At 38.1% G+C, this 15384-nt stretch carries 13 protein-coding genes and 2 pseudogenes; 3 read left to right on the plus strand and 12 right to left on the minus strand.

Going from position 1 to position 15384, the window contains the following annotated elements; all coding sequences use genetic code 11:
- Nucleotides 1–337: 337 nt before the first annotated feature.
- From rpoH to A9G36_RS10225, 7 genes and pseudogenes are all read right to left on the minus strand, one after another.
- Nucleotides 338–1180, minus strand: a complete 843-nt coding sequence (gene rpoH, locus A9G36_RS00200) for an RNA polymerase sigma factor RpoH (RefSeq protein ID WP_442902634.1) — start codon at nt 1178–1180, stop codon at nt 338–340.
- Between the two features lie 229 nt (nt 1181–1409).
- Complete coding sequence (gene ftsX, locus A9G36_RS00205) at nt 1410–2375, minus strand: permease-like cell division protein FtsX (RefSeq protein ID WP_065585225.1); 966 nt, start codon at nt 2373–2375, stop codon at nt 1410–1412.
- A gap of 5 nt (nt 2376–2380) precedes the next feature.
- On the minus strand, nt 2381–3034 hold the full coding sequence (gene ftsE, locus A9G36_RS00210; protein ID WP_034947903.1) for a cell division ATP-binding protein FtsE: 654 nt from the start codon (nt 3032–3034) through the stop codon (nt 2381–2383).
- 9 nt (nt 3035–3043) lie between these two features.
- Nucleotides 3044–3967 (minus strand): annotated as a pseudogene (gene ftsY / locus A9G36_RS00215) (signal recognition particle-docking protein FtsY); the annotation flags it as partial.
- A gap of 406 nt (nt 3968–4373) precedes the next feature.
- Nucleotides 4374–7307 carry a hemagglutinin repeat-containing protein gene (locus A9G36_RS00220; RefSeq protein ID WP_065585226.1) on the minus strand — a complete coding sequence of 978 codons (2934 nt, stop codon included), beginning with the start codon at nt 7305–7307 and terminating at the stop codon, nt 4374–4376.
- Entirely contained in the window at nt 7288–7635 is a 348-nt protein-coding gene (locus A9G36_RS00225; protein ID WP_065585227.1) for an immunity 8 family protein, read from the minus strand. Before A9G36_RS00225 ends, A9G36_RS00220 begins: the two co-directional genes overlap by 20 nt.
- Nucleotides 7636–7637: 2 nt before the next feature.
- Nucleotides 7638–8402: a hypothetical protein gene (locus A9G36_RS10225; protein ID WP_218055735.1), complete on the minus strand. Its 765-nt coding sequence runs from the start codon at nt 8400–8402 to the stop codon at nt 7638–7640.
- Nucleotides 8403–8493: 91 nt separating this feature from the next.
- On the opposite strand from A9G36_RS10225, the gene A9G36_RS10055 reads away from it, so the two are divergent.
- From A9G36_RS10055 to A9G36_RS10410, 3 genes and pseudogenes are all read left to right on the plus strand, one after another.
- Entirely contained in the window at nt 8494–8643 is a 150-nt protein-coding gene (locus tag A9G36_RS10055; RefSeq protein ID WP_176700995.1) for a hypothetical protein, read from the plus strand.
- Nucleotides 8644–8665: 22 nt separating this feature from the next.
- Nucleotides 8666–9025: a helix-turn-helix domain-containing protein gene (locus tag A9G36_RS00235; protein WP_065585234.1), complete on the plus strand. Its 360-nt coding sequence runs from the start codon at nt 8666–8668 to the stop codon at nt 9023–9025.
- 163 nt (nt 9026–9188) lie between these two features.
- A pseudogene (locus tag A9G36_RS10410) lies at nt 9189–9353 on the plus strand (SymE family type I addiction module toxin); the annotation flags it as partial.
- 45 nt (nt 9354–9398) lie between these two features.
- Here the strand turns inward: A9G36_RS10410 and A9G36_RS00245 are convergent.
- The 5 genes from A9G36_RS00245 to A9G36_RS00265 all read right to left on the minus strand — a co-directional run.
- Nucleotides 9399–9650 carry a MafI family immunity protein gene (locus A9G36_RS00245; protein ID WP_065585228.1) on the minus strand — a complete coding sequence of 84 codons (252 nt, stop codon included), beginning with the start codon at nt 9648–9650 and terminating at the stop codon, nt 9399–9401.
- Nucleotides 9651–9673: 23 nt separating this feature from the next.
- Nucleotides 9674–12457, minus strand: coding sequence for a hemagglutinin repeat-containing protein (locus tag A9G36_RS10390; RefSeq protein WP_065585229.1), 2784 nt, complete (start codon nt 12455–12457; stop codon nt 9674–9676).
- A gap of 156 nt (nt 12458–12613) precedes the next feature.
- Complete coding sequence (locus A9G36_RS00255) at nt 12614–12826, minus strand: DUF7336 domain-containing protein (protein ID WP_065585230.1); 213 nt, start codon at nt 12824–12826, stop codon at nt 12614–12616.
- A gap of 53 nt (nt 12827–12879) precedes the next feature.
- Nucleotides 12880–13092: a DUF7336 domain-containing protein gene (locus tag A9G36_RS00260; RefSeq protein ID WP_065585231.1), complete on the minus strand. Its 213-nt coding sequence runs from the start codon at nt 13090–13092 to the stop codon at nt 12880–12882.
- A gap of 17 nt (nt 13093–13109) precedes the next feature.
- Nucleotides 13110–15384, minus strand: a 2275-nt coding sequence (locus A9G36_RS00265) for a hemagglutinin repeat-containing protein (RefSeq protein ID WP_176700996.1), incomplete at its 5' end; no start/stop codon positions are given.

Here is a 15384-nt window from a genome sequence, read left to right on the forward strand (position 1 = left end):
TCTAGGTGCTTCTCGTAGCCGTTCTTTGAAGATCTCGATAATAGCTCTAAATTTTTTCAGAATCAGTTGAAACTTTGGATTGTGCTTGTAATTTATTTATTAGCGGTAGATATTTATCATATTCGATTGAACCAGTAGATATGGTTATAGCATTCTTTTTGTCGTTTTTATTACAAGGAAAAAGATAAAAAGAGACTAAATACCTGCTGTGAATTTTTTAACATGTTAAATCCTCTATAAAACTAACACACAAATTCACCTGTTTAATTTATTTAGATTATAAAAAAGCCTCACTTTTTTAAAAGTAAGGCTTAGGAAATTTAATATTAATAAAAAATTATGCTTCAATAGCAACTCTTAACTTTTTCATTGCATTTTTTTCAAGTTGGCGAATACGCTCTGCTGAAACACTGTATTTATCAGCTAATACTTGCAATGTTGATTTGCTATCATCAGAATCTAACCAACGTGCCTTAATAATATCTTGGCTGCGTTCGTCTAATTGTGATAGTGCGTCATGTAGTTTATCTGTTGCATCATTTTCCCAGTTGTCATTTTCAATTGATTTTGAAAAATCAGAGTTACTATCTTCTAAGTATAACGCCGGTGCAACAATTGAGTTATCATCGTCATCACTATCAATATCAAACGACATGTCTTGCGCTGACATGCGTGATTCCATTTCAAGTACATCTTTACGGCTTACACCTAACTCATTAGCCACCATATCCACTTCAGCATTACTAAACCAACCTAAACGTTGTTTGTTTTTTCTTAAGTTAAAGAATAATTTTCTTTGAGCTTTAGTTGTCGCTACTTTAACAATACGCCAATTTTTTAATACATACTCATGAATTTCAGCTTTTATCCAGTGTACCGCAAATGATACAAGGCGAACTCCCATTTCTGGATTAAAACGGCGCACAGCTTTCATTAAGCCAATATTACCTTCTTGTATTAAGTCTGCTTGTGGTAGACCATAGCCAGAATAGCCTCTAGCAATGTGTGCAACAAAACGTAAATGAGACAAAATTAATTGTCTTGCAGCATCAACATCATCATTATAATAGAGTCTTTCACCTAATGATTTTTCTTCTTCAACGGTTAGCATCGGATAAGTATTAATCATACGAAGATATGACTCAATGTTTCCTTGTGGGATTAAAGCACCTACATGCATTTTTAAATCAGTACTCATTTAATACCCCCTTTGATTAAACTAATTTGTTGTATCAATCATCTATGTACAACAATCTAAAACTTTTAATAATTTTATCTTATATGGTTAGACATTTAACATGTGATTAAGTTCACATTTGATAGTTAAAATTAATAAAATTTTCATAAAAAGTCTAACTACATATAGTTCTAAAAACGGTTTTTATTTTGAACAGTTGAAAATAGTATGTCTAATCTATTTTCTGAAATTTTAAATATTTCTTAGTTGCAATAAATGATGAAAACCATCCAATAATTATGGTTAACAATACAATTAGTACACCTTCTTCCCATGATAAGCCTTCAATAGCAAATTTTGTTCCAAACTCATCGGAAAAGTTCAATATAATAGATTCTATATGAAAAATAAATAGTTGCGATAATGCTATTGAAACTAAAGCGCCCATCAACCCAATAAAAGCACCACTATACAGGAAAGGGCGTAAAATGAAACCTGCTGTAGCGCCTATTAATTGCATAACTATTATTGTTTGTTTTCGGGCATATATATTTAAGCGTATACTGTTGCCAATAACTAGTGATACCGCTATGATCATAAATATCGAAATAGTAATAGCAACGGATTTAACCATATTTGTCAGTGCAGTTAATCGAGTGAACCAACTATCATCTAATTTAATATCATCAATACCATCAATATGAAGTAATTCAGTTTGCAATTTATGTAGCTCTATGGTCTTTTTAACTTCCTCTTTAGGAATGATAATTACAACTGCGGGTAATGGGTTTTCTTCTAATAGTTCTAAAGCGCTGCTAAATCCAGACCATGTAATGAACTCTTCTTTAGCTTCTTCTTTTGATAGATAATTTATTTTATCGACTTCTGGATAGGCTCTAAGCTTGTTAAGTAATATTGTAGTTTGCTCTAAAGTCAATGATTTATTTAGATATGCGGTCAAATTTGGAGTTGGATACCACTGATGTGCAGCTTGATTAGCATTTTTCCATAATAGATAGCCAATAGTAGGTAAGGTGATTGAAATCGCAATAACTAACGTAGTCAACAATGAGGCAAATATATTCAACCTTAAATCATTAAAAACATTATACCAAGCATATCCAATTTGCCTCTTCCAGCGACCCAAAAAGCTATTTTTTACTTTTGATTTAGCTGATTTAGCATTAGCATTTATCATCAATGTTATTCCTTTAAACGTCCTTGATTTAAGTGTAATATGCGGTGATGTTTACGACGAATAAGCCCTAAATTATGAGTTGCCATTAATACCGTAACACCTGCATGATTAAATTCTTCAAACAATTTTAAAATATCTTTAGAAAGTTTGTCATCTAAATTACCCGTCGGTTCATCAGCAAGTAATACAGTAGGGCGATTAACAATGGCACGAGCTATACCAACTCGTTGCTGCTCACCACCAGATAACTGAATAGGATAAAATTTCATTTTGCCAATTAATCCAACTTTATCAAGCGCAGCTGAGACTCGTCGGCGAATTTCTTCTATTGGTTTACCTAAAATAATTAATGGAATAGCAACATTGTCATAGACAGTGTGATCCATAAGAAGTTGGTGATCTTGAAAAATCATACCTATTTTTCGACGTAAAAAGGGCATATCTTGCTTTCGTAACGTTGAAATATCAATGTTATTCAGCAATACTTTACCATCATTGGCTCTTTCTAGACCACAAATAAGCCTCATTAAGGTGCTTTTACCTGCACCAGAATGCCCAGTTAAAAATGCCATTTCACCTGATGCTAATGTAAAGTTTATGTTTTGCAATGCAGGTTTTCCACCAGAATAAACTTTGCTAACATGTTGAAATTGAATCATAACTTGTCTCTATTCATCAGTTTCATCAAATAGTGCGTTAATAAAATCATCAGTGACAAAAGGTCTTAAATCGTCGATTTTTTCGCCGACACCGATATATCGAATAGGAATATTGAACTGATCAGCAATACTAAAAATAATCCCACCTTTAGCTGTACCATCTAATTTCGTTAATGTCATTCCTGTTACACCAACAGCCTCGTTAAATAATTTAGTTTGGCTAATCGCATTTTGACCAGTACCAGCATCGATAGTTAACATAATTTCATGTGGTGCCGTTTCATCTTGTTTTTTAATAACACGAACAATTTTTTTTAATTCATCCATTAAATGTGATTTGTTTTGTAATCTTCCTGCCGTATCGGCTATTAATACATCGATTTTCTTGGCTTTTGCCGCTTGTATGGCATCAAAAATAACAGAAGCTGAATCAGCATTAGTATGCTGTGCAATTACAGGAATATGATTGCGTTCGCCCCAAACCTGTAGTTGCTCAACAGCAGCAGCACGGAATGTATCACCAGCTGCAAGCATAACGGATTTACCTTGTTGTTGAAATTGATGGGCTAATTTACCAATTGTAGTTGTTTTACCAACGCCATTAACACCAACCATTAATATTACAAATGGTTTATGAGTTTCTATATTAAGTGATTTATCTACACTCTCTAAAATAGATTTCATTTCTTGTTTTAGAAGTGCGTGTAATACATCTGCATCTTTTAGTTCATTTCTTGAAGCATGTTTCGTTAAAGTATCAATAATCTTCTGTGTTGTATCAAAACCAACATCAGCTATAAGTAATTTTTCTTCAAGTGCTTCAAATAAGGCATCATCAATTTTTTTTCCCCTAAATAAACTAAGGAAGCCCGAACCAATATTTTGCTTTGTTTTAAAAAGTCCTTTTTTTAAACGAGAGAAAAATCCCTCTTTTTTTTGTTCAACCATAAATAATTTTTCCTATGATTACTATAAAGCTCATTTTATCTTATTTTAATATAAAGCCCAATTTATTCAGCATACAGAAATAAATATTATTCACCTATCTGATGATCTTAGAAAATAAAAGCGTTTTAAACTAGATTTGCTTATAATTTGCAAGATATTGAAGCTCTCCATTTGGGGTAATGGCTGCTTGTGGATGATTGTTGAATTGGTTAATGTTTACCGTTTTGTTCTTGAAAATATTCCTAAATTTCAGGTAGTTCATTGGTTTTTTGTATCTCGGTGACAATATGGTCATTGACATTATTGATTTACAATGTGGTTATGGCTAAATAAATATGAGATTCAATGGCAATGGAATGGTTATGGATGTATTGAGCCACGCCAATGGTATTCAATTTTTCGTTAAGTTCACCGATTTATCGGCGGTAATATCGGTACCAGACAGACGAATATCCTCACCGGCCCACAAATTGACATTACCCTTAGCACTGGTAATCTCACTGCGAATATTACTTTGGGTGGACTTGTTTTCCAAATTTTTATAGCGGGATTCTTGCCAGCCCACAGTACCACTGTAGCCGTCACCACCGAGTTCACCGATTTGTTTATGATAGCCTTTTTCTTCAATACGAGACGCATCTTTACTTGTATTGACGGTAATATTGCCTTTATTGGCTTTAATGTTGATGTCTTTTTCCGCAGCAATTTGGCTACTGGTGATATTAACATGACCTTCTTTACTGTTAATGTAAATATTATTCGCCGTTAATGAAGATGGATTTTGCGCTGTGGCATCGGCATGATGTTGTTCACCGTTACGTTGGTCACCATACGGTAACATGCCCACTCCATGATTTGGGCTGCCATTAATAAAGCGAATACTTGAGCCAGCAGTAGGTACCCCTAAGGTGATATTGGTCTGTTTACTGCTGGATTTATTGTGCTCGTTTTGCTTATCGGTTGAGGTGGTAATATTGACATCACGATTGGCTTCAATAATGATATTTTCACCGGCGGCTAACTGTGCACCACTTATCATTACATCGCCATGCGTTAAATTGCCTTGAGCATCACGAGCTTGACTTTTAGTGGCATGCAGTTGAATGTTACCCGCAGCGGTTAAGCTGCTGCCATTTTGATATTCACCGTAGAGGCTGGATTTTTGTTTACTGCTTGAATGATTAAGCGTAATAGGTAGCTGGGTTGGGTTAGCTATGTCTGCCCCAAAAGCCGGGAGTTCACTTTCAAATAATTTTTTGTGTTTATCGACCTTACTACCATGAGACTGAAAAATGTCATGAATATTACGTACACTGTCTATCAACGGGTTACTTATTGATATTCCAATCCCTGAGGATTTGGATTGATAACTGTTTTGTATATTAAGGGTGTCTTTACTTGGAATAATGGCAATATCTTCACCCGTGATATCAATGTGTCCCGTGGCTCGCTGCGTATCACCTTGTGCTCGCCCTGCAATGATATCACTGCCTTCAATGGTCACTTTTTTACCGGCAGAAATAATTACATTACCCCCCGAGGTGCCAACGATGCTTGCGGCATTAGAGTGGTTAACTTCATTGACCGTGGAGGTTGCTTTACTCGATTGTTTGTTGTAACTGATGGTTGCCCCGCTGCTTGAAAACCCAGATTTTTTAGTTTTGTTTTCGTGTTTTTGGTAATACGATTCTTCTGCGGTATTAATGGTGATATCTTTCCCAGCTTCAAGACGCACATCATGCGTACCAATGACTTGGCTACCGGTCACCGTTAAGTCATTCCCCGCTTTGATGTTCACACTATCACCATAAATCCCGCTGCCTTTTTGGGTGATATTGTCGACCGCTATATCTTCAGTAATTGACCCCTTATTAAGCAACCCTTTCGTTTTGGTTTTGTGATGCTCGGTTAACTGTAAACGTTCTTGCTCACTGCCAATATCAATATCATGTTCGGCTAATAGGTTTACGCGCTTATCGCTCGATAGCTCTGCCGATTTCGCTAAAATATCATGTCCCGCAATTAAGTTTAGGTCGCCATGGGTTAAAATTTCACTGCCCACCGTTTCTTCAATATCAACCTTGCGGGTGTGATTTTTATTCCATATTGTGTCTTGATAGCTTTGCGTTTTTAAGGTCGATAAATTGATATCGTTCCCGGCAATGACGTTAGTGACGCCCTCTTCACCGCCATTGACCAACAAGGCCGCGCCTAAGTTGATGTCATGTCCTGCTTTTAAGGAAATATCACCATCATTGACGTTGATACTTGAAATTTGGTCAATCACGGTGTTTTTACTTTTGCTCGCACCGTAATGCGTTTCGGTGGTTGAGGTGGTGCTATTTAAGTTGATGTCGTTATTGGCTTGTAAATATGCCAATTTATCCGCATTTAATCTGCCGCTGCTGTTGATGCTATCTTTCGCTTGAATAATGATGGCGCCCGCATCAATCAGACCTTGGTTATTGACATTATCCCCTAATAGCGCTACCCGTTTTTTACCTAATATCGCCCCCGAGGATTCAATGTCATCTTTTGCTATTACTGTGACACTTTTACCCGATAATAATGCTCCGTCCGTTGTTAATTGCGGGCGGTTAACAAGGTAAACTTGTGGCACCAATACCGATACCGGTTGTCCATCAACCATGACCGTTTTACTTTCCAGCCAAACAATATCACTGGTTAAGGCTTTCATTTGTTCCGCAGATAGCGAGGTACCTATCGATAATCCGTACTGCTTAGCAAATTCGACTCCTGCATTCATCAGTGCTTTATATTGCTCCAAGTCACTGGTGTAATCGCCAATATAACGATGACCCGTTAAGGCAGTTATTTGCTCTCGGATAAGCTGTTGCTCATAATAACCATCACCTAACCGTTTTTGGATGTTATTTGGATCAACCCGCAAGCGGTTGAGCATGTAATCAGAACTTAACCATTTTCTGCGATTGGTAAAACGGCTGTCGGTTTCGACGAGATAATTGCTCTTCGGGTCTTTGTTAATGATTGATAAGCTATTTTGCGGTAAGGTCAAATTAGGCTCAACAAAGGTGATTGAATCAGCATAATGCTGACTATCTTTGCTGGTCACTTTTTGATTGGTGTCAATAATTGATGTGTTTGGTTTTTCAACGTTATCGGATTGAATGATAGGGTTTGTGATTGGCAAATCATCCAATGGGTGTTCGGTTGAAATATTGATATTGCCTTTTTCTTTACCATCGTTGATGATATCTTCAAGTGAATTATCTAGATGTTTTTCTGTTTTAACCTCGGTAACAATCGGATTAACAATGTGACTACTAGGGGTTATAATCTTCATATTCCCAAGCAAAATACCTTGAAAGTTTTTGGGCTGTTTCCAGCCAAGTATCACAAGTACACCTCTCAATACACTTATTTATTGTATTTTTTATTTCGTCAAAATCATATTTTCTAACTATTAACATATGGCGAATTAACGTTGGTAACCATTGATGTTTACACAACCATTCAGGTGTACATACAAACAGTTCAAAATATTCACTACCAATTTCATTATCTGGACCTATAGACAAAGTTAACGTTATTCCAAAAAGATTTTCTTCTTCAGGAAAATATATAGTTGGGTCATAGTCTATAGAACCCACCGATTTTAATGATACTTTCATTTTTAGTCCTTAATATTTAAATGCCCATTACCTACTTTTATTCTCTTACCATCAATACCAAATTTATATGTTTCAAAATTAGCTTGAACACCTGTTTCAGCATAAGGGCTATCAGGTTTACTGGATGGAGGCCGATATCCTCTCGTCCCATCAGCGCTAATCCATCCACCATTAGATGTTTGCTTAGCTCCATCACCAACCCATATCATTCCTAATTTATTTGCTTCAGCTGACGTACCAGTACCTACACTATAATTTAACTTTCCATTCCCCCCTTTTACCACAGCAGATAATCTTGGATCTTGTTTAGCTATAGTGTTTAAATTCTCGTTTGTTAAATTATCTTTTAATTTTGATGAGTTAGCCACATTATGAGCTTGATTAGTATTATTCCAATTTTCAGTAAGTTGATTTTCATTTTTGGCATGCTCGCCAAACTGGCTTGATTTATTGCCTTTTTGAGATGTTGCTACATTATTCTCAACTTTTTCTTTTATAAACTGTTGGAATTGTTTATTTGTACTTTTGGCACCAAATCGACTTAAAGCAGTATTTAATTCTAATAAAGATTCAGTATTTGCACCAGATAAATAATCACCTGTAGCTTTATTTAATACTGAAATCAAATCAGCTTTGTCAGTGTCGGTTAAAGACTTATCAGCCATAGCAAGTGCCGCCATAGCGGCACTAATTGGTCCTGGTAAAAATGCACCTATTTGCTCTGGGGCTCGCATCCAGAGTTCAACATAATCGCTACCATTAGGCATATCTTTACCTGTTATGAGCCTTTTTAATGCTTCGTCTGTTTCTTCTTGAGTTAAATAACCTGCTGCTGAGGCATGGAGGATACCTTCATAATTGGCTCCTGTTTCAGGTGAAAGACCAATAAAATCACCACCTAATCCACCATCACCCCAACTTAATCCATTATTCTCAACCGCATTCTTACTGCTGCTGACTGCAGCACTAACCTCACTGATACTACCGCCAGCGCTGGCTTATGAATAAATCACTTTTATGGTACTTACCTATGTCACTGTCACAACGATTAATTACATTACGCAAAGAGCGTGGTCTCTCACAGCAGGCTATCGCTGAGGTGATTGGACTCCACCCTAATAGCTGGAAGAAGTACGAGACAGGTCAGGCTATGCCTTCTGTTGATGCCTTAACTAAAATTGCTAAGACATTGAACGTCAGCACCGATTTTTTATTATTTGATGAACATGAACGTGTGCCAGAGAATGAACTTTCGTTACAGTTTGAGGCGATTAGCCAACTCCCCGAAGACGAGCAGAACATCATTAAAGAAGTTCTGGAAGGGATGATTATCAAGTATCAAAGCCGCCGCTGGGACTCAGCAAGGCTGGCTAAGAAGAAGGATGAGTAGATAATAAAAAAAACAGCAAAATTAATCAGCGCAGGCTAACAGTGTTGACGCACCGCTAACCTGCTAACCACAACTAACTATACTGGAGTTAACTATGGCTAAGACACATTCTAAGCTAAAATTAACCACAGACAAAGCACCGGCACTACAACCCACTGAGTGATTTTATACCGTCGGTTATGTGCCACAAGGCATAAAACCTAACCCACGACCACAACTGACCATTAAAGGACGCTGGCTTGAGCAATTTGGTTTTTATGTGGGCTGCCCTGTTATCATTAAGATTGAACAGGGCAAGTTGGTGGTTGAACTTGCGATGCAGAACTAAAAAATAATAAAAGATCCCCCGCTGGTTAAGGCGGGAAATAACAAATTATTTATTGGGATTTATATATAAAAATCTATTATCTAAATCCAAACCGAGTAAATCTACAATATGAAGTACTTTATTATATTCGTCTTCACTAATTTTTACATCAAAATCTGCAATATGATCACACAATGTTTCAAAAGCCAAAACATTTTCGGAATGATTAATATAATCCAAAGCATAATCTATTAACTCAGGATCTATCCTATCTTTTAATAAATTACCAAATTCTTTTATACAATTGTTAACTAACATAATTATTTAACCTTTATAACTTTTTACTTAATTGGTTTATAATGAGAAGGAACTGGCGCCTTGTCAGGAAACGCCGTTATTATTTTTCCATTTGCTGGTTCATAAATAACTCTAATACGCACTCCATCTCTAATTTCGTATGCAGCCCATCTTGCAGGATTTCCTGCTTTAGTATAAAGACCGCCAGTTCCACTCTGTGCATACCATTGTGTATTAGGTGATGTCGCAATATCCCCTATTTCATGGACAATTTTGTCTGCAGACCAATCTTTAGGGAAAGTTGTTTTACCAGGATTTCCTGGATACATGTGCCCTCCACTTGTTGGACCATCCCCATATAATATATGCTGCTTAGCTTCAGGTGATAGAATATCGACGTATTTCTGATTTTCAGGCGATATTTTTACATTCGTCCCCTTTCCAGCCGGTATCTTCCCTTTACTTGCATCATTAGTAAATTTACCAAACGCTGCAGCCGAGGCTAATTTTAACCCATCCTCTAAACTTAAACCACCATTACGAACCTGATGAATAATTTTATTGACTTCAGGTCCTGAACCAAACGAATCGAGAATTCCGTTCTTAATAAATCTTTCTTGTATCTCTGATTCAGATAAACCTTCAGAACGCCATTTATCAAGTAAAATTAAACTCCTTATCTCATTTAAATAAGGATTGTTAATAACGTTTGATGCTGTCCAATCCCACGCTGACGCATCATTAATATCCCAATCACCAAATGAATGATTTTTACTATTGTCAATCTGGCTTTGCTTTATTCCTTCAAGCATTGTGTCAGAATACCATGTAACTAACTGGTAATATTCATCCTCTGATAGCTTACCTGTTTTATATAAATCAACTAATCTTTGTCCTGCTTCTTGTTCTTTTTGCATATACTGATTATAAACATTCGCCTTACACTCCTCTGTTTTACAATCGTTATATTGCTGCTGCAATTTATCTACTTCATCATAACCGACAATATCTTTGATTTTTTCATAAAGCTTTTTACTCTCTTTATCAAGTTTTTCAACGCCACGTTTATTACTTAATAAGTTATTCTCAACCGCATTCTTACTGCTGCTGACTGCAGCGCTGACCTCACTGATACTACCGCCAGCGCTGGCTGTAGCAAGTCCGGCGGCCAGTTGGGCGAGGGCGCTGATGTTTTGTTTTTCTTCTTCGGTTAGCTGGTTAACACTTTTATCACCGTATAGCTGTTTGCGAATGATATCCGCAGCAATTTCACCCGTAAGCGCCCCTGCGCCCCCCCCCGCTAACCCTGAATTGCCTTGTAGCTCGGCAACGGCCGCACCCAATATGGCGTGGGCAATTAAACGGGCGGCTTCATTATCGCCCGCCTGTATTTTGATTTGCTCAGCCAACCATGGGGCACTGGCGCCGGCTAAGCCGCCGGCGATATCGCCAGTCATCATGCCTGTGACAATGGCAATAGCAGAATCGATGCCTTTATTAAAGTCACTGCCCATTTTGTTTTCATTGCCATGGTTATTTTGTTTATCCATGGCTTGTTTTAGGTCTTTAATCTCGGCGCCTAAATCTTTTAAGCCGGTGACAATTTCTTGTCGGGTTTGTTCTTTTTCTTTATCAAAGATAGGGTTGAGTTTGTGGTGTGCCTGCTCAGTGTCATGATTGAGTTCATTTATATCTTGGATTTGTTTGTCCGTGTCACGGATGATTAATTCCCCCTCACTGATTGCCGAATGGGTGATGTTTGAGGTTTTATCATCGTGCTCATATATCGATGGCATCCCGCCATTCGGTTTTGGATTACCATCGGTATGACTGGTGCTTCCTGCCATCCCAATGCTATCTACCTCAAATTCCGCTTTGTTTTCGATATCACTAAAGCTGATTGTGCCGGTGTCAAGGCGGTTTTGGCTCTTGTCTTTCGCTTCTGAGGCTATCACCGCACCTTTTAAGTCAGTGTTATTGCCTACCTTAATGTCAAAGCCACCACTGCCGGCAAAGATGCCCGATTGGTCGGTGACACTTTGCCAGTTGCTGTCCATTTTGGTTTTGCTCGCCGAGGCATTAATACTGCTTGAGCCTCCATAAGAAAAACTTCCCCCTACCGAGGTTGAGGTGCTTTTGGAGTGGAACTCATCGCTGTCTTGTTTCGATTCAATATTAAGGTCATGACCTATATCAGCCACCACCCTATTGCCTTTGACTTGCCCTGCAACAATGTTGGCATCATTACCGGTGATGATGGTGAGCTTGTTGCCTGCCTCTACCACACTTTCTGTCCAATCGGTACCGTTATCTTTTTCTCTGGATTTGCTTTGGCTAGCACTGGCCGAGATGGTAAAGCCATTTTTTTCTCCACCAAAGTTATAGCCCACACCCACCGAGCCACTGCTGCTTTTTTCTTTCGTCTCTGTTTTTATCGTGTTTTCTTGACCAATGATGTTGACATCATGGTTCGCTTTTAGCATCACATCATGACCTGCAGATACCTGACTGCCAATGATATTGATATCGCCGCTCTCTTTTTGACCATTGCCCGTCGCAATAATGCTGACGTTATTCCCCGCTGAGATGCCACTACTTACCACAGTGTGTTGCTCTTGGTTTACCGTGCGCTCGGTTTTTTCATTGCCAATACTAACATTAATCCCAATGGAGGCTTGTGGTGTGCCATTTTGTAAATTAGCGCCGCCCTCTAGCGCCGCATTACCCGCTTGTAACCCCGCTTTAATATTCATCAGCGCTTTGGTTTTTTCATTGGTCTGCTTTTTCGCTTGCTCTCGGGTTTGGTTGGCGTTGTAAATATCACTCACCGTGCCCGTTATCGAAATAGTAAGCCCTGATTTTTTGCGCTCATACTCTTCTTTATACGTCGTTTTAGCATCTAATGCTTCGATATTGACATTTTCACCTTGTATTCTAATAAGCAGATAAATAGTTCACAAATTTACTTATAAGGTCAATACAATCTAGTCATTAAAACCATCTGCCCAATAATCTTTATCAATAATATATTCATCAATATAGAATCCATTTGGATGATCAATAAAGCCAGGCTTGTCTTTAATCCTATTCTTGGCTGCTTCAGCTAATTCATAGCTACTATAAGTACCGATTTCTTTAGTATCTTCATCTTCAGCACCTTTATCTCGAATATGATATAAAAGATAGACTTTTTGCATATTTACCTCCGTATTTTATAAAAAACAGTATAATTGATAGCATATTTTAGAATTCAAAAACCAAAACCTTCACACCAACCATCACGATTTAAAACGCTATCAAAAATCTGGAAATCATCAGGAAAATCAATAAATCCTGGTTTATTTTTCAGTCTTTCTATAGCCAATTCAGCTTGTTTATAACTACTATAAATACCAATCAATTTAACATCCTCATCATCCGTATCTTCATAACGAATGTGATATAAAAAATATACTTTTTGCATATTCTCACCTTTATATTTTATTTAGGATCCATAAATGCTCTGTCACACCATTTTTTAATTTTACTAAATTCTGTATTAGTTTTTGTATCATAATTCCCTTTACCATATTTTTTATCCATTATACGTTTAGCAAACTGCTTTCCATTTTCACCTACATAAGGACGATATTCTTTGGCCCAACCTGGTACGTCTTTTGCACCGTCTTTACCGCTCACTCCTGGTTTTGGTGACTTAAATTTTCTGTCTTTATGATTATCATCATCAGGCGGTAATCCAGAAGCCCCACCTGCTGAACTACTTCCAACTCCTGCTAACGTATTATCCGTATTTTTCTTACCCCCCTTTTTCTTTAGATAATCATTATAATAACGTTCATAAGTTTTTAGTACTGCATCTTTAAAAAATTCGTCTCCCATCAAATCAGACGATGCAATACTAATTAAGTGTTTTTGTTCTAATGTTAAACCACTTAAAAATTCTTTAGCTTCTTCGCTGCTTAAACCATTTTTTACAAGAACATCTACAGCTGTAATTGTTACTGGACTACCAATATTATTTGGAATAGCTAAATCGATAAAACCAGTTGGGATATCTAGATAATCAATATACTTTTCAATTGTATTAGTATTTATTTCTGATTCAGTTAACACTATGCCCTTAAGTCGTGCTATGTTAATTATTGTATCAGAAATTTGCTTTTTACATATTTGCTCTTTAAAACATTCTTTAAGAATTGGTTTGACTGTAATAGCAGCCAAACCATTATTCTCAACCGCATTTTTCCCTGTAGCAACGCCAGTATTGATATCTTGAATATCACCACCGCTAGCGGCTATCGCAAGGCCTGTGGCGAGTTGTGATAGGGCGCTGATTTGTTGTCTTTCTTCTTGTGATAATTCCGCTACTGTTTTACCTGGGTAAAGAATACCCATGATAACTTCAGCACCACGTTCACTTGCAGCAGCACCCAAGCCACCCACTAGAGCTGAGTTGCCTTGCAGCTCGGCTACCACCGCACCGAGTATGGCATGGCTGACGGTGTTGGCGAGGGTGTTTCCTTCGGTCTGTTGTTTGATAATAGTCGCAATTTTTGGTGCAAGTGCCCCTGCGGCTGCCCCTGTCATGTCGCCACTGATTAAGCCGTTGATGATACTAACCGCCATGTCAATGCCTTGACGCGTGTCACTGCCCATCGCTGTCATGCCTTGATTCATCGATTCTTTGTAGGCGTCTTCGTAGATTTTTTGTTGCTGCTTGTCGGTTAACACGATACCTTTGTCTGCGGCTTTTTCTTGTTCTTTTTCTACCGCTTCTTTTGCCTTGGATTCGGCTCTTATCCGGTCAATATGATTAAGCATCGTTAACGTTTCACCACCAATTTCACTCACTAACTGCGTTTGGTCGATGATGTCTTGCTCTTTTTGTTTGTTAAAAATGTGTTTGAGCTCGTTATTCGCCTGCTCAGTATCATGACTTAATTCGTTGATATCTTGTTTTTGAGCATCCTTATTGCGGATAATTATCGTTCCTTCCGATACCGCTGAATGCGTCGTCGAATGCTCGCTTTCGTTTTTGTTGCGACTGGTTGGCATCGATGGCATGCCGCTAGAGCTTACCCCTGCACTGCTGCTACTGACTTGGTAGTCCGCTTTGTTTTCGATATCACTAAAGCTGATTGTGCCGGTGTCAAGGCGGTTTTGGCTCTTGTCTTTCGCTTCTGAGGCTATCACCGCACCTTTTAAGTCAGTGTTATTGCCTACCTTAATGTCAAAGCCACCACTGCCGGCAAAGATGCCCGATTGGTCGGTGACACTTTGCCAGTTGCTGTCCATTTTGGTTTTGCTCGCCGAGGCATTAATACTGCTTGAGCCTCCATAAGAAAAACTTCCCCCTACCGAGGTTGAGGTGCTTTTGGAGTGGAACTCATCGCTGTCTTGTTTCGATTCAATATTAAGGTCATGACCTATATCAGCCACCACCCTATTGCCTTTGACTTGCCCTGCAACAATGTTGGCATCATTACCGGTGATGATGGTGAGCTTGTTGCCTGCCTCTACCACACTTTCTGTCCAATCGGTACCGTTATCTTTTTCTCTGGATTTGCTTTGGCTAGCACTGGCCGAGATGGTAAAGCCATTTTTTTCTCCACCAAAGTTATAGCCCACACCCACCGAGCCACTGCTGCTTTTTTCTTTCGTCTCTGTTTTTATCGTGTTTTCTTGACCAATGATGTTGACATCATGGTTCGCTTTTAGCATCACATCATGACCTGCAGATACCTGACTGCCAATG

Origin of the sequence: Gilliamella sp. Choc6-1, from assembly GCF_001690385.1 — a bacterium.
Taxonomy (GTDB): domain Bacteria; phylum Pseudomonadota; class Gammaproteobacteria; order Enterobacterales; family Orbaceae; genus Gilliamella; species Gilliamella apicola_A.